We start from the raw sequence: 14,811 nt of genomic DNA on the forward strand, positions 1-14,811 counted from the left end.
TTGACCCCATCTCTGCCCTGTCTCGCAAGGTTTGTGGTGTGGTGGTCTTCGGTGCTCATGATTGTTAGTATCAGCTGTAGGGCTCGTCTGCGCCCCCCCCCCCCCCCCCCCCCCCCCCCCCCCCCCCCTTCCTCTCTGTACGGATCCGTACGGAGCCCTGGCACGCGCTTCCCTCGAACGGGTGACTTGGGAACTTCTTTGCCGTTCTGGCGAGTTCATCGGGCAGTCGGGTGGCGTGTGGTCCGCCCGGGTGTGCGTGACGAGTGCGGCGAAGGAGCGGCGGGCTTCATGGTGTTCAAACGGCTGCTGGGAGCGATCGGGGTCGGTGGGCCCTCGGTGGACACGGTTCTCGACAGCGGAGTGGTGGTGCCCGGCGGAGCGGTGTCGGGGCGGGTGTGGCTGAAGGGCGGCTCGGCGGCGGTGGAGATCGAGCACATCGGGCTCGAACTGCTCGCCCGGGTGGAGGCGGAGCACGAGGACGGGGAGAGCGAGGGCGCCGTCGTCTTCGAGCGGTTCACCGTGGGCGGCGGGTTCCGGCTCTGCGAGGAGGAGGAGCGGGAGGTGCCGTTCAGTGTGCCGGTGCCGTGGGAGACCCCGGTCACCGAACTGTACGGCCAGCCGCTGGGCATCGTGCTCGGGGTGCGCACCGAGGTCGGGGTGGCCGGCGCCCGGGACAAGGGCGATCTGGACCCGCTCACCGTCGGGCCGCTGCCCGTCCAAGAAGCGGTGCTGGAGGCCCTGGGACAGCTGGGGTTCGGCTTCCGCTCGGCGGATCTGGAGTACGGCCGGATCGGCGGCACGGGCCAGCGGCTGCCGTTCTACCAGGAGATCGAGCTGACCCCGGCACCGCGGTACGCGCACGCGGTGAACGAGATCGAGCTGACCTTCCTGGCCTCCCCCGCGGGTCTGGAGGTCGTCCTGGAGGCGGACAAGCGCGGCGGCCCGTTCTCCTCCGGGCACGACGCGCTGACCCGGTTCACAGTGCGCCACGAGGACGTGCCCGCGCTCGACTGGAACGGCGAGGTCGACGGCTGGATCCGCCGGCTGATCGCGCACCGCGAGTCCTACGCCGCCCATGCGACGTACGGCCACGTCGAGCACCACGGCCACAGCGAGCACCACGGCCACGACGACCGCCACCACTCCGGACCGGGCCTGGGCACGGCGGTCGCCGCGGGTGCGGCGGGCCTCGCGGTGGGCGTGGTCGGCGGAATGGTGGCGGCCGAGGTGGTCGACGAGATCGGCGACTTCTTCGAGGGGGACGAGGACTAGGACCCGTCCGGGCGCCGGGGAGGCGTCAGCTCGGGGAGACGGTCGGTTCGCCGGCCGTCCTGGGCTCCGGCTGGGCGGCGGCCGGGGCCGGCTCCGCCGCCATCTGCACCGACGTCGGTTCCACCGGGGGCGCGTCGTCCGCCTTCATCGCCTTCGCCTCGCTCTTGAGGATGCGCATCGACTTGCCCAGGGCCCGGGCGGTGTCGGGCAGCTTCCGGGAGCCGAAGAGCACGATGAAGACGATCGCGACGATCAGCAGATGCCAGGGTTCGAGTCCGTTGCGGAGCATGGCCGCCCCCTCCCTTTCTCACGTTTTCTCGTGCCGACGGAGAGGGCTTCACGCACCTCGGCCGGGCAGCGACGGTTGCTACATTGCGCAACTGTACAACCCGGCCGGGAAACGGTGGACAAACGTGGCCCCACGACTGTCACCGCTCGCGGGTCATCGCCCACGCCGGTCGTGACGTGCCCGCACGGCCCGCAGCGCCAGGGCGTACAGCCCGAGGACGGCGGCGAGCAGCAGGTGGTAGGCGGGCGGCAGGCCGGTCATGCCCAGGGCCGCACCCAGCGGGCTCGGCGGAAGCAGCAGGCCGACGGCGGCCAGGGCGGCGGCGGCCCGGCCGACCGGCCCCGGGCGGACACCGCCGCGCAGCAGGAACATCACCAGGGCCTGGGTGAGCAGGTTCTCTGTGAACCAGGCCGAGTGGAAGACGGCCTGGTCGTCGAGGGCGTCGGGGCCGCGCAGGGCGAGCGCGAGGACGCCGAAGGTGGCGAGGTCGGCGATCGCGTTGAGCACGCCGAAGCCGGTGATGAACCGCAGGAAGGCCCGTGACCGCAGCACGGTCGGGCGGCGCAGTGCCGCCGGGCCGGGGCGGTCGTGGGCGAAGGCGAGCTGGGCGGCGTCGAAGCAGAGGTTCTGGGCGAGCACCTGGGCCGGGAGCATCGGCAGGAAGGGGAGGAGCAGGCCCGCGGAGAGCATGGCGATGACGTTGCCGAGGTTGGAGGAGAGCGTGACGCGCAGATAGGCGGCGATGTTGGCGCTGCTGTGCCGGCCCGCGGTGACGGCGTGCCCGATGGCGCCGAGGTCCTTCTCGGCGAGCACGACGTCGGCGGTCTCGCGGGCGAGGTCCACGGCGGTGCGGGGCGCGACACCGACGTCGGCCGCGCGCAGGGCGGGGATGTCGTTGACCCCGTCCCCGAGGAACCCGACGGTGTGCCCGGCGGCCCGCAGTCCGGCCACGATCCGGGCCTTGTCCTCGGGGGTGCAGCGGGCGACGACGGTGGCGTCGAGGTCGCGGGGGTCGCCGGCCACGGCCGTCCGCGCGGTGTCGAGGCCGAGGTCCCGGCAGGCGCGGGCCGCCGTCGCCGGGTGGTCGCCGGTCAGGATCCGGACCGTGATGCCCAGGTCGGTCAGGCCGCGCAGCGCCTCGGCGGCGCCGGGGGCGAGGGCGTCGCGGAAGGTGACCAGGCCCCGGAAGGTGAGTCCGCGTTCGTCGGCGGAGGTGTAGGCGCGGGTGCGGGCGGGGACCTCGGCGGTGGCGACGGCGAGTACGCGCAGCCCGCTACCGGCCTCGCGGGCGGCGAGGGCGAGCAGGCGCTCGCGTTCGGCGGGGTCCAGGGCGCAGCGGTCCAGGACGTCCTCGGCGGCGCCCTTGGTGACCAGGAGACGGGAGCCGAGGGCGGCACCGGCGACGATCGCGGTCGCCGTGCGCCGCTCGGGGTCGAAGGGGACGGCGCCCAGGCCGTCGTACTCCTCCCCCACCGGTCCGGCCGCCGTGAGCAGGGCCTCGTCGAGGGCGTCGGGGGCGGGGAGTTCGGCGAGCTGGAGGGTCCACCAGGTGCCGACGGCGGCCCAGCGCAGCACCTCGGGGTCGTCGTCCCCGTCCGGTCCCAGCGCGCGTTCGACCACCGGCCGGTCCTGGGTGAGGGTGCCGGTCTTGTCGAGGCAGAGCACGTCGACCGCGCCCAGGTCGTGCAGGGCGGGCAGCCGTCGTACGACGACCCGGTGGGCGCGGGCGAGCAGGGCGGCGCCCCGGGCCAGGCAGGTGGTGACGATCACCGGCAGCATCTCGGGGGTGAGCCCGACGGCGACCGCGACCGCGAAGGGCAGCGTCTCCAGGCCCCGGCCGCGCAGGGCGGCGTTGGCCATGAGGACCAGCGGCGGGGTCAGCAGCATGAACCGGATGAGCACCCAGGAGATGCCGTGCACGGAACGGTCGAAGGCGCTGGGCTCCCGGCGGCCGCCCGCCGCGCTCTGCGCCACGGCGAACCGGGTCCGCTCCCCCGTCTCCACGACCACCGCCGTGGCGCTGCCCGAGGCGACCCCGCTGCCCTGGAAACAGAGAGAGGGATCCTGGAAGGGGCCTTCGGCCGCCGGGTCGGGGACGTCGACGGCGGCCTTGGCGACGGGCGCCGACTCCCCGGTGAGCACGGCCTGGTGCACGGTCAGTCCGCGGGCGCGCAGCAGTCGTACGTCGGCCGGGACCAGGTCGCCGGGGCCGAGCCGGACGACGTCGCCCGGGACCAGTTCCGCGACCGGGACCTCCCGGGCCCGCGGTCCGGTGTCCTCCCCGGTGCGGCGGAGCACGGTGGCGGTGCCGGCGACGAGTTCGCGCAGGGCGGCCAGCGAGCGGTCGGCGCGGTGTTCGCCGGCGGCCCGCAGACCGGCGCTCACCGCGACCAGGGCGAGGATCACGACGGCCGTGCCCCAGGAGGCGACGAGGGCGGAGACCAGGCCGAGGGTGAGGAGGACGGCGGTGAAGGGGTCGCGCAGGGCCCGGACGCAGAGCAGCGGCCAGGAGGCGGTGTGCGGGAGGCGCGGGGTGTTCTCGCCGACGTCGGCGAGCCGGGCCGCGGCCTCGGCCTCGGTCAGCCCGCGCGGTCCCGTGTCCAGCCCGCGCAGCACCTGCAGCGCGGTGGCGGCCTCGCCCTCAGAGACCACGGAGGCGGCGGGGGGCCGGGAGTTCGGCACCGGTGGTGCGGGCGGTGAGCCGGCCGACGAGGAGGCCTACGACCTCGACGACGTCCGGGTCGTCCAGGAGGTATACCTGGCGGCGGCCCTCCCGGCGGGAGCGGACGAGACCGGCGAGCTTCAGCTTGGTGAGGTGCTGGCTGACCGCGGGCAGCGCGCCGCCGACCCGCTCGGCGAGGCCGGTGACATCGCTCTCGCCCTGCGCGAGGGCCCAGACGATGTGCAGCCGGGCGGGCGAGGCGAGCAGCCCGAAGGCCGCGGCGGCCTCCGTGAGCACGTCCGCGGAGGGGTCCTCGATACCGCTGCCGGGCGCTGTCGCCACCGTCGTACTCCTCCTGTCCGCCGCACGGGAGGCACCAGTCTAGGACGCGGGAACTTCTCGGCCGCCGGGGCAGTTTCTACGTTGTTGTAGAAGTAAGTTCTTGGCAAGCGACGTTCTTGGCAAGCACATACCGACCGAGGAGTGAGTGCGCATGGCTCTGTGGGACCGCATCAAGGATTCCGCGACGCAGATGCAGACCCAGCTCGTGGCGAAGAAGAACGACCTGAAGAGCGGTGCGTTCCGCGACGCGAGCATGGCGATGTGTGCGCTGGTGGCGGCGGCCGACGGCACCATCGACCCGGCGGAGCGGCAGCGGGTCGCGCAGCTCATCGCCACCAACGAGGTGCTGCAGAACTTCCCCGCGGACGACCTGCGTCGCCGTTTCGAGGAGAACCTGAACAAGCTGACCACCGACTTCGCGTTCGGCAAGGTGAGCGTGCTCCAGGAGGTCGCCAAGGCGAAGAAGAAGCCGGCCGAGGCGCGTGCCGTCATCCAGATCGGCATCGTGATCGGCGGCGCGGACGGCGACTTCGACAAGACCGAGCAGGCCGTGGTCCGCGAGGCCTGCTACACGCTGGACCTGCCGCCGCACGAGTTCGACCTCTGACCGGCACGCCCGGACGGGGGCGGCTCACATCCGTCGGCTCGTGGCCCAGCAGAGCGCGGTGAGGGCCATGGCCACGGCACAGGCCGCCTCCGCCGAGCCGTCCAGGTAGGTACTGCCCAGGACTGCCACGCCCAGGGTCGCCCCCAGTTGCTGTACCGCGTTCAGCGCACCCGCCGCCGAACCGACCTCCTGGGGGCGCAGCGGCTTCAGCGCCAGCGTGAAGAAGGCGGGGGTGAACAGCCCCGCGCCGAGGCCCACCAGGGCCAGCGCGGGCAGCAGCGGCCAGGGGTAGTGGGTGGACCCGGTGGCGGTGTACCCGGCCGCGGCGGCGGCCAGCCCCAGGAGCACCAGGGCCAGGCCGTACGGCATCATGCGGCGCCGGGCGCCGTGTCGGCCCGACAGCCAGGACGACACGGCGAGGCCGGTCGACCACGGGGTGAGGCTGAGACCGGCCGCCAGTACGCCCTTGCCCGCCTCCAGTTGGAGTTGCAGGACCGCCGCCGTCAGCAGCCCGTTCGTCACCGCGAAGAACGTCGTCGAGGTGGCGAGGGCGGGCAGGAACCCCCGGTGGGTGAAGAGGGTGGGTTCGAGGAGCGGGGCGGTCGCGCGGCGCTGGTGCAGCGCGAACGCGGCCAGTGCCAGCAGGCCCGCCACCAGCGACGCCCAGCTGTGCGGGGGCAGTTCGGTGAGGTCGGCGCCGATCAGGGGGTAGACGAGCAGGCCCGTGCCGGTCGCGGCGAGTGCCGTGCCCGGCCAGTCGAGGGTGGGGCGGCGTGGCGCGCGGTTCTCCAGGAGCTTCGGGGACAGCACCAGGACGACCAGGGCGAGCGGCACGTTCACCAGGAACGTGGCACGCCAGGAGGAGCCGAACAGGTCGGCGTGGGTGAGGACGCCGCCGAGGATCGGGCCGCAGACGGCCGCGAGGCCCATCACCGGGCCGATGCTGCCCAGCGCCCGGGACATCTCGTCGCCCGTGAACATCGCCCTGATCAGTCCGATGGTCTGCGGGATGATCACGGCCGCCGCGGCGCCCTGGACGGCGCGGAAGGCGATCAGCAGGGCCGGGGACGGCGCCAGGGCGCAGGCGGCCGAGGCCACGGTGAAGAGGGCGACGCCGAGGACGAAGAGCCTGCGGCGGCCCGCGATGTCGCCGAGGCGTCCGCCGGTGATCAGCAGGACGGCGAAGGGGAGGGTGTACGCCGTGCTGAACCACTGGACGCCGGAGACCGGGCCGCCGAGGTCGGCGTGCACGACGGGGGCGGCGACCTGGACGATCGTCGCGTCCAGGAGGTTCATCGCCTCGGCGAGGAGCAGGGCGAAGAGGGCAGGCCACCGCCACCGGTAGGGGGTGGCGGTGGCCGGCGGACGGACGGTCGCGGATGTCATGGGGTGGCGGTCCTCTCACGCTCGGGGTGCCTGGCGTGGGACAGCCTGCGAGCGACGAGGAGCGGCGCACCGGACCCGGCCGGACAATCGCGGTTTTCCTCCGTCGCCCCGGCCGTCGGTGACGGAATCCGACACCGACGGCACCGGACGAACGGCCGGCGGTGGTCAGTCCTCGCCCAGGTACGCCTTCCGTACGCTCTCGTCGTGGGTGAGTTCCGCGCCCGTGCCCGCCAGGACGATCCGGCCGGTCTCCATGACGTAGGCGCGGTCCGCCGGCGCGAGGGCGGCGCGGGCGTTCTGCTCGACAAGGAGGATCGTGGTGCCGGTGGCCCTCAGTTCGGCGACCGTGTCCATGATCTTCCGCATCATGATCGGCGAGAGGCCCATGGACGGCTCGTCGAGCATCAGCAGCGTCGGCCGGCGCATCAGGGCGCGGCCCATGGCGAGCATCTGCTGCTCGCCGCCGGAGAGGGTGCCGGCCGCCTGGGTACGGCGTTCCCGGAGCCGTTCGAAGAGGGTGCAGGCCCGTTCGGCGTCGTCGGCGATGCCCTGCGTGTCCTTGCGGAGGTGGGCCCCGAGCAGCAGGTTCTCCTCGACGGTCAGGCGCGGGAAGATGTGCCGGCCCTCCGGGGAGTGGGCGAGGCCGAGGGCCACCACCAGGTTGCGGGCCGTCACGGCCGCCTGCCGGCCGAGGCCGACGAAGTCGAGCAACTCCCCTGCGACGGGCCGCGACTCGCGTTCGGTGCGCCGGTGGCGGGGGCCGCGTCCGATGGCGGAGAGCAGGCCCTCCCTGGTGCGGGTGTGGCGGCCGACCAGGACGTTCTCCAGGACGGTCATCCCCGCGAACAGGCGGATGTTCTGGAAGGTGCGGGCGATGCCCGCGCGGGTCACCCTGGCCGGCCGGGGCGGCAACAGCTCGCCACGGAACCGGACTTCGCCCTCGGTGGGGACGTAGAGACCGGTCAGGCGGTTGAAGAAGGTGGTCTTCCCGGCGACGTTGGGGCCGATGAGGCCGACGATCTCGCCGGTGCCGACGGTCAGGTCGACGCCGTCGACCGCGGTGAGGCCGCCGAAGCGCATGGTGACGCCGTCGGCCCTCAGGAGGGTGCTCATGGCGCGACCGCCTCCTCGTGGCACTCTTCGTGGCACTCGTCGTGGAACTCCGACTGCCGTTTGCGGTCGGGGATCAGGCCCTCGGGGCGGTAGATCATCATCACCACCAGGGCGAGGCCGAAGAGCAGCATCTGGTACTTGCTGAAGAAGGCGAACTTGGCGGGGATCAGGTAGAGCAGCGCGGTGCCGAGGAGGTCGGCCACGCGGCCCAGCGGGGCGGGCACGGGGGTGCCGAGGTCGTGAGGCATGCGGGCACATCAGGGGACGGGCCTTTGCGGGTCGGGGCGCGTGCGCCCCTCACAGGTCCGCCAGGACCCTCAGCAGTTCCATGGCCGCGCTCACGTCTCCCGACAGGTCCCGGTCCGTCATGTCCGCCGACAGCGCGGCCGCCGCCACCTCGAACGCCGGGATCCCCGGTGGCACCGGGGCCAGCCGCAACGCCCGTACCGCCGTGACCAGTTCGCAGGCCAGCACCACCGCGTACGCCTCGGTCGCCCGTTCCGCCTGTTTCACCGCCTGGCCCGCGAAGCCGGCCGTCTCCTCCAGGCCGTGGGAGAGGACGGCGTGGCCGGCCGATGCCGGGGCCGCGCTGGCGCGGATCTCCGCCAGGGCCGCGTGGGCCGTGTACTCCAGGATCATCGTGCCGGAGCTGCTCGCCGGGCCCGTGGTCAGGAAGGCGGGGAGGCCGGTGAGGTCGGCGCGGGTGAGGGCCTGGAGGCGGGCCGCGGAGAACTGGGCGGTCTGCAGGAGGGCGAGGTCGAGGCCGTCCAGGGCCAGGGCGAGCGGGGCCGCGAAGAAGCCGCCGTGGTGGTAGACCTCGCCGTCGGGGGCCAGGACCGGGTTCTCCGAAGGGCAGTTGATCTCCGTCTCGATGACATCCCGGAGCCGGTCGGCGGCCTCCAGCGCCGCGCCGTGCGCCTGGGGGAAGGCCCGGAAGCCGTACGGGTCCTGGACGCGGCGGCCGCTGGTGAGGGGGCGGTCGGGGATCGCGAGCAGACGTCGTATCTCCGCGGCGACGCGGGCCGGGCCGGGGTACGGGCGCAGGGCGTGCACCTCGGCCGCGTAGGCCTCCGCCGAGCCGGAGACGGCGGCCAGCGAGAGGGCGGCCACCACGTGCGTGGCGCGCAGGAGGACGTCCAGGTCGTGGCAGACCAGGGCGGCCCGGCCCAGGGCCAGGGCGTTGCTGCTGAGCAGGGCCAGCGAGTCGCCGGGGCGGAGGGTGACGGGGGCGGGCAGTTCCGCGTCGGGTTCCGTGGTGAGCCAGGGGCGTTCGCCGATCAGGGTGAGGCCGGTCTGGGCCAGGGCCGTCAGGTCGCCGGTGCCCACACCGCCGTACTCGTTGATCGCGGGGTGGACACCGAGGCGCAGCGCCTCGGTCAGTGCCGTCACGAAGGACGGGTGGATGCCGGAACCGGCGGCCAGCAGCTGGTTGGCGCGGACGGCGAGTAACGCGCGGGCCCGGCGGGGCGGCAGCAGGGGGCCGGCGCCGCCGGCGTGGCTGCGCAGCAGGCGCAGGGTGTGGCCGGCCGCGTCGGACGGGTCGACGGCGACGGAGCGCAGGGCGCCGACGCCGGTGCCGCGCCCGTACCAACGGCCTTGCGCGGCGAGGTCGTCGGCGGTCCGGTGGGCGCGGCGGACCCGGTCGAGCGCCTCGGGCGGTACGACCGGGTCGGCGACGGCGTCGGCGAGCCGGACGAGTCCGGACAGGCCGAGGCCGTCGCCGTCGAGCACGACACGGGAGCGCGGGGGCACCCGTCTCGGTACGTCGGTGGTGCCGTTGTCCAAGGGGGTTCGGCGACAGGTCAGCTGAGGCCGACCTTCTTCAGCCAGGCCTGGGCGACGTCCAGCGGGTCCTTGTTGTCCGACTGCACCTGGGTGTCCAGGTCCAGCAGGGTCGCCGTGTCCAGCTTGGCGGAGACGGCGTTGAGGGCGTCGATGGCCGTCTGGTTCAGGGCGCTCTTGTATACGAGAGGCTGGACGTTCTCGAAGCCGAAGAGGTTCTTCGGGTCCTGGAGGACGACGAACTTCTCCTTGGTGATGGTCGGGTCCGTGCTGAAGATGTCGCCGGCCTGCACCGCGTTCTTCTTCAGGGCCGCCTCGGTGAGCGCGCCGCCCGCGTCGAGCGCCTTGAAGGACTTGAACTCCAGGCCGTAGACGTCCTTCAGGCCGACCAGGCCCTGCTGGCGGGTCTGGAACTCCGGCGAGGCGCCGATGACCAGGTCCTTGGCGATGTTCTTGAGGTCGGCTATGGAGGACTTCTCGGTGAGGTTGTACTTGGCGGCGGTGGTCGCGTTGAGCGTCACCGTGTCCTTGTCCTGCGCGTCCGCCGGGTCGAGCAGCGTCAGCTTGGAGTCCAGCTTCGCCTCGATCGCCGAGGTCGTCTCCTCGACGGTCTTCGGGGCGGCCTTGGGGTCGAGGTAGGCGAGCAGCGCGCCGTTGTACTCGGGCAGGACCGAGATCGAACCGTTCTTGAGCAGACCGTAGGTCGTCTCACGGCTGCCGATGTTCGGCTTGTAGGTGACCTTGACGCCCTTGGCCTTGAGCGCCTCCCCGTAGATGTCGGCGATCAGGTTGCTCTCGGCGAAGTTGTTGGCGCCGACGACAACGGTGTCCCCGCTCGCCTTGCTGTCCGACAGCGGGTCGGACTTGCTGTCGTCGGAGGAGGAACAGCCCGCCAGCAGGGCCGTCGTCGCGGCGAGCGCGACGGCCGCCACGCCTCGGTATGTCCGGATTGACCTGCTGGGAAGGGTGTTGGAAGTCACGGTTGCCGTTCCGGGAGCTGTGGGAAGGGTGGGGGTGCTGCGAACCACTCCGGACGATCCAATCCATCACGTTCTCAGTCAGTCAAGTGTCTCCGGGTCACCGATTGGCTTCGATCCGTGGCCAGTTGTGGACGGAGCGCGGTCTCTTTGTAACGGATTCTTGATAAAGAGCAAGCGGAACGGCCCTTCAGGAACGCTGTAGTCTCACCGCAGTTGATATCGGTCACAGCGGTGCACGGGGCCCGCTACTCGGTGTCGTTCCGCAGCAGCTCGGGGTGAAGACGCCCCCCAGACCAGACACCCTCATGAAGGAGGCCCGGTGTCCACGAACCAGGTGGACGCGCCCGTCCGGCCCGCCCAGGAGCGGGGCGGGATACGGGGATTCGCCGACCGTTGGCCCTTCCGGCGCAAGCTCAACCTGCTGGTCGGTCTACCGCTCGCCGTCATCGCCGTACTGCTGGCGTATGTCTTCACCGACCTGGTGCAGCAGTCCACCAGCGCGGACTCCGCGGCGCAGATGGTCCGGGACAGCGCCCAGGTGGCACGTCTCGTGGACAAGGTCGAGGCGGAGCACCAGCAGGCGATCCTGCTGTCCGTGCGTTACGAGTCCGGTGCCTCCAGTCCCTCGCAGAAGGCCTACCGGGCGGCGCAGGAGGCGGTGGACGCCCAGGTGGAGACGGTCCGTCACACCTTCGGCGACCGGCTGCCGGACACCGAGGCGGCCGCGCTCCGGCAGGTCGAGGGCCTGAGCAGCCTGCGCGACTCCGTCGAGCAGTCCTATCTGCCGGCCGACAACATCGACCCGGCGTACGCCAACGCGGCCAACGACCTGATCGACGGCCTCGGCCTGGACCGCAACACCAACCTCGCCTCCACCTTCACCGGCAACCTGCTGGACTCGCTGCTGCGCGCGGACGCCGCCCACGGCGCCTTCGAGACCAACGTGCTCGCGGCGACCACCGGTGACACCAACGCGCTGATCGAGTTCACCAACGCGGTCGGCGCCTACGACCTCTACCAGCACCAGGCCGACCGCTTCAGCCGGTTCGCCACCGAGGGCCAGGCCCGGCAGCTCGCCGACGTCGAGCACACCAAGGCACAGAGCACCATCGCCGAGTCCTACGCCGAGCTGCAGATCGACCCGACCAAGCTGCAGTCCGGCAGCCAGGAGCAGATCCGGCAGGCCGTCAAGGACGCGCTGACCGACTACCCGGCCTATCACGACCAGGCCACCGCCCGGCTGACCATCACCACCTCGCTCATCGGCCAGATCGCCGACCGGGCGGACTCGGCCGCCGACTCCGCGCGGTGGCGCGCGATCTGGCTGCTGAACGGCTCGCTGCTCGGCTTCGTCCTCTGGTTCGCCCTGTCGGTGCTGGTGCGCCGCTCCGTGATCCGCCCGGTGCAGGCCCTGACCGGGGTCGCGCACGAGGTCGCCGAGGTCGCGAACCGCGAACTCGCCCGGGTCGCCGACGACGACGCCGAGGACTCCGGTCCGCCCCGGCTGCGGGACATGCCGGTCACCGCCCGCGACGAGATCGGCGACCTGGCCGAGGCGTTCAACCAGGTGCAGACCACGGCCGCGGCCCTGCTCGAACGCCAGGTGCTCAGCCGCCGCAACACCGCCGAGATGTTCGGCAACGTCGGCCGCCGCGTCAGCAACCTGACCACCCGCCAGCTCGCGTTCATCGACGCGGTGGAGCGCGCCGAGACCGATCCGGCGCTGCTGGAACGCCTCTACTCCATCGACCACATCGCCGTCCGTCTGCGCCGCAACGCCGACAGCCTGATGCTGCTGGCCGGCATCCGCGAGACCGTCCTCGCGGCCGGCCCGACCCCGGTGTCCAACGTGGTCCGGGCCGCGCTCGGCCAGATCGAGGGCTATCAGCGGGTACGGCTGTACGCCGGCACGGACGCCATGATCGAGCCGGACATCATCGGCGACCTCACGCTGATGGTGGCCGAACTCCTGGAGAACGCGGTGTCGTTCTCCCCGGCGGGCAGCCCCGTCGAGGTGACCGTCCGCTCCAGCGACCAGGGCGCGCACATCGTTGTCACCGACCACGGCCTCGGCATGAGCGCCGAGCGGCTGGCCGAGGAGAACCAGCGGCTGATCCGCCGTGAGCGCCTCGACCTGGTGCCGACCAAGGTGCTCGGCCTCTTCGTGGTCGGTGCGCTGGCCCGGCGCTGGGAGATCGGCGTCGAGCTGACCCGGACCCCGGGCGGCGGTGTGACCGCCGAAGTGACCCTGCCCACCACGCTGTTGCTGACGATGAGCGCGGTGGCCGACACCGCCGGCACCCCGCTCGCCGCGGAGCCGACGGCACCGGAGGTCACGGCGCCGGCGGCATCCGCCGAGCAGGTCGGCCGGACCGGACCGACCTGGGCCACCTCGGTGCAGGCCGCCGACGAGCCCGAAGGTCCGCTCCCCCGCAGGCTGCCGCGCCGCGAGCCGGCCGCCGAGACCGCGCCCGCGTCCGGGACCGCGCCCGAGGCGGCGGCCCCGCTGATCCCGGCCGCCCGCTCGGGCGAGCCGCCGGTCGCCCCGGACGCCGACTCCGCCGACTCCGCCGACGGGAACCGGCCGCTGCGCCGCCGGGTACGCGGTGCGACCCTCCGCACCACCGTCGGCGCCGCCCAGACGCTCTCCCAGCCGGCCCGCACCCGCGACGCCGAGGCCGAACGGGACGCGCTGGACGAGTTCGAGGCGGCGGTGGAGCGCGCCCGGCGCGACAGCGAGACCGGAAGCCACGAACGGCCCAGGCCGCACATCGACCCCCCGAACCCCCCGCAGGACCAGAACCACCTTCCGGAAGGAGCCGAGCAGTGAGCACGTCGACAGGTGACACCCCGACGGGCGGCGTCACGCCGACCGACCTGCAGGCGGCCGCAGCCGACTTCACCTGGCTGCTGAACCGCTTCGCCACCGAGACCGCAGGCGTGGTCGACGCGATCGCCGTGTCCTCCGACGGTCTGCTGATCGCCGTCTCGGAGCTGCGCGAACGCGCCCACTCCGAGCGACTGGCCGCGATCGTCTCCGGCATCACCAGCCTGGCCGCCGGAGCCTCCGGCAACTACGGCCTGGGCGGCCTCAACAAGGTCATCATCGACCTGGAGGGCGGCCATGTCATCGTCTCCGCGATCGGCAGCGGAGCCGTGCTCGGCGTGGTCGCCGACAACGAGGCCAAGCTCGGCAACATCGCCTACGAGATGACGCTGTTCGCCAACCGTGCCGGTTCCGCACTCAGCCCGCAGCTCGTGCTGGAACTGAAGAACAGCGTCGGCGTCCCACAGACGCGCTGACCGGGACCGCCGGTCGAGAGAGGAAGACACAGCCATGGCGGACGGCACCCCGCCCCCGGGCCCGGACCCGGTCGGCCCCGCCCCCGCCGTACGGCCGTTCCTGGTCACCGCCGGCCGGGTGGCGGACAGCGCCTCCGGACCGGCGATGCCCGTCGAGACCCAGGTGGTGGCCACCACCGCCGGGCTCGCCGCGCTCGCCCGGCTCTCCTTCGAGCAGCACGACATCGTCGCCGCGTGCCGGATTCCGCAGTCGCTCGCGGAACTGGCGGCGCGGCTGCGGCTGCACCTGAACGTGGTCCGGGTGCTGGCCGAAGACCTGCGCGAGGCCGGGCAGCTGTCCGTGCATGTGCCCGACTTCGAGGCCACCCACGACTCGTCCGTCCTGCGCAGGGTTATCGACGGCCTGCGGGCCATCCCAGACTCCCGAGGGGTACTCCGTGACACCGACTGACTCGCTGACCCGGGGCGCCGGGCGTACGGCCGTACGGCCGCCGCTGCCGGTGAAGATGGTCATCGCGGGCGGTTTCGGCGTGGGCAAGACCACCGCCGTCGGCTCGATCTCGGAGATCGAGCCACTGACCACCGAGGCGTCGATCACCGAGGTCGCCGCGGGTGTGGACGACCTCTCGCTCACTCCGCGCAAGACGACCACGACCGTGGCGATGGACTTCGGCTGCATCACCATCGACCCGACGCTGAAGCTGTACCTGTTCGGCACGCCGGGGCAGGAACGCTTCGGCTTCATGTGGGACGACATCGTCGAGGGCGCGCTCGGCGGTCTGGTGATCGTTGACACGCGTCGCCTGGACGACTGCTACGCCGCGGTCGACTACTTCGAGCACAAGGGCATCCCGTTCGCCGTCGCCATCAACGCGTTCGACGGGAAGGTCGAGCACACGCTGGACGAGGTGCGGTGGGCGCTGGATGTCGCCGAGGCGACGCCGCTGGTCGTCTTCGACGCGCGGGACCGGGGTTCGGTGCGGGACGCGCTGCTTGTTGTGCTGGAACTGGCGTTGGCGCGTAGTGGGGGGTAGGGCGGTGGGTGGGGAACTGCGGGCCGTATGTGGCTGGTCGC

13 protein-coding genes and 1 pseudogene are annotated in these 14,811 nt (G+C 72.6%); 6 read left to right on the forward strand and 8 right to left on the reverse strand.

The window, feature by feature from the left end:
* The first annotated feature begins 288 nt into the window (after positions 1–288).
* A complete protein-coding gene (locus ACIPSJ_RS34765; RefSeq protein ID WP_401351747.1) occupies positions 289–1,272 on the forward strand; it encodes a sporulation protein in 984 nt (327 codons plus the stop codon).
* A gap of 25 nt (positions 1,273–1,297) precedes the next feature.
* On the opposite strand, the gene tatA is transcribed toward ACIPSJ_RS34765, so the two are convergent.
* The 3 genes from tatA to ACIPSJ_RS34780 form a co-directional block, all read right to left on the reverse strand.
* A complete protein-coding gene (tatA, locus tag ACIPSJ_RS34770) occupies positions 1,298–1,561 on the reverse strand; it encodes a Sec-independent protein translocase subunit TatA (RefSeq protein WP_355707744.1) in 264 nt (87 codons plus the stop codon).
* A gap of 153 nt (positions 1,562–1,714) precedes the next feature.
* On the reverse strand, positions 1,715–4,213 hold the full coding sequence (gene mgtA, locus ACIPSJ_RS34775; RefSeq protein WP_401351749.1) for a magnesium-translocating P-type ATPase: 2,499 nt from the start codon (positions 4,211–4,213) through the stop codon (positions 1,715–1,717).
* Positions 4,203–4,565 carry a metalloregulator ArsR/SmtB family transcription factor gene (locus ACIPSJ_RS34780; RefSeq protein WP_359216975.1) on the reverse strand — a complete coding sequence of 121 codons (363 nt, stop codon included), beginning with the start codon at positions 4,563–4,565 and terminating at the stop codon, positions 4,203–4,205. Before ACIPSJ_RS34780 ends, mgtA begins: the two co-directional genes overlap by 11 nt.
* Before the next feature lie 151 nt (positions 4,566–4,716).
* Here ACIPSJ_RS34780 and ACIPSJ_RS34785 point away from each other — a divergent pair, with 151 nt between their 5' ends.
* Positions 4,717–5,172 (forward strand): tellurite resistance TerB family protein, encoded by a 456-nt coding sequence (locus tag ACIPSJ_RS34785; protein ID WP_132890095.1) that lies wholly within the window; start codon positions 4,717–4,719, stop codon positions 5,170–5,172.
* Positions 5,173–5,196: 24 nt separating this feature from the next.
* Here the strand turns inward: ACIPSJ_RS34785 and ACIPSJ_RS34790 are convergent, their stop codons facing one another.
* The 5 genes and pseudogenes from ACIPSJ_RS34790 to ACIPSJ_RS34810 form a co-directional block, all read right to left on the reverse strand.
* Entirely contained in the window at positions 5,197–6,558 is a 1,362-nt protein-coding gene (locus ACIPSJ_RS34790) for an MFS transporter (RefSeq protein WP_401351753.1), read from the reverse strand.
* Between the two features lie 165 nt (positions 6,559–6,723).
* Positions 6,724–7,671: an ABC transporter ATP-binding protein gene (locus ACIPSJ_RS34795; protein ID WP_401351756.1), complete on the reverse strand. Its 948-nt coding sequence runs from the start codon at positions 7,669–7,671 to the stop codon at positions 6,724–6,726.
* A pseudogene (locus ACIPSJ_RS34800) lies at positions 7,668–7,865 on the reverse strand (branched-chain amino acid ABC transporter permease); the annotation flags it as partial. The pseudogene ACIPSJ_RS34800 and the gene ACIPSJ_RS34795, both read right to left, overlap by 4 nt.
* A gap of 103 nt (positions 7,866–7,968) precedes the next feature.
* Positions 7,969–9,456, reverse strand: coding sequence for an aromatic amino acid ammonia-lyase (locus ACIPSJ_RS34805; protein ID WP_401351759.1), 1,488 nt, complete (start codon positions 9,454–9,456; stop codon positions 7,969–7,971).
* A gap of 17 nt (positions 9,457–9,473) precedes the next feature.
* Positions 9,474–10,433 carry an ABC transporter substrate-binding protein gene (locus tag ACIPSJ_RS34810; RefSeq protein WP_359216986.1) on the reverse strand — a complete coding sequence of 320 codons (960 nt, stop codon included), beginning with the start codon at positions 10,431–10,433 and terminating at the stop codon, positions 9,474–9,476.
* 319 nt (positions 10,434–10,752) lie between these two features.
* Between ACIPSJ_RS34810 and ACIPSJ_RS34815 the strand changes: the two genes are divergently transcribed.
* The 4 genes from ACIPSJ_RS34815 to ACIPSJ_RS34830 are packed head-to-tail and all read left to right on the forward strand — an operon-like array spanning position 10,753 to position 14,770.
* Positions 10,753–13,263, forward strand: coding sequence for an ATP-binding protein (locus ACIPSJ_RS34815; protein ID WP_401351762.1), 2,511 nt, complete (start codon positions 10,753–10,755; stop codon positions 13,261–13,263).
* Positions 13,260–13,736 carry a roadblock/LC7 domain-containing protein gene (locus tag ACIPSJ_RS34820; protein WP_355707758.1) on the forward strand — a complete coding sequence of 159 codons (477 nt, stop codon included), beginning with the start codon at positions 13,260–13,262 and terminating at the stop codon, positions 13,734–13,736. Before ACIPSJ_RS34815 ends, ACIPSJ_RS34820 begins: the two co-directional genes overlap by 4 nt.
* 34 nt (positions 13,737–13,770) lie before the next feature.
* Complete coding sequence (locus tag ACIPSJ_RS34825) at positions 13,771–14,187, forward strand: DUF742 domain-containing protein (RefSeq protein ID WP_355707760.1); 417 nt, start codon at positions 13,771–13,773, stop codon at positions 14,185–14,187.
* The gene (locus ACIPSJ_RS34830; protein WP_355707762.1) at positions 14,174–14,770 is read left to right on the forward strand and encodes an ATP/GTP-binding protein; all 597 of its coding nucleotides are present in this window, start codon (positions 14,174–14,176) and stop codon (positions 14,768–14,770) included. Before ACIPSJ_RS34825 ends, ACIPSJ_RS34830 begins: the two co-directional genes overlap by 14 nt.
* The last annotated feature ends 41 nt before the right edge of the window (positions 14,771–14,811 follow it).

The sequence above is a fragment of the Streptomyces sp. NPDC090088 genome, from assembly GCF_044747345.1.
In the GTDB taxonomy this organism is placed as follows: Bacteria; Actinomycetota; Actinomycetes; order Streptomycetales; family Streptomycetaceae; genus Streptomyces.

Excerpts from the sequence above, each read along its gene's own strand:
- ACIPSJ_RS34765 (WP_401351747.1), top strand. The coding sequence starts at position 289 with ATGGTGTTCAAACGGCTGCTGGGAGCGATCGGGGTCGGTGGGCCCTCG.
- tatA (WP_355707744.1), bottom strand. The coding sequence starts at position 1,561 with ATGCTCCGCAACGGACTCGAACCCTGGCATCTGCTGATCGTCGCGATC.
- ACIPSJ_RS34785 (WP_132890095.1), top strand. The coding sequence starts at position 4,717 with ATGGCTCTGTGGGACCGCATCAAGGATTCCGCGACGCAGATGCAGACC.
- ACIPSJ_RS34790 (WP_401351753.1), bottom strand. The coding sequence starts at position 6,558 with ATGACATCCGCGACCGTCCGTCCGCCGGCCACCGCCACCCCCTACCGG.
- ACIPSJ_RS34795 (WP_401351756.1), bottom strand. The coding sequence starts at position 7,671 with ATGAGCACCCTCCTGAGGGCCGACGGCGTCACCATGCGCTTCGGCGGC.
- ACIPSJ_RS34825 (WP_355707760.1), top strand. The coding sequence starts at position 13,771 with ATGGCGGACGGCACCCCGCCCCCGGGCCCGGACCCGGTCGGCCCCGCC.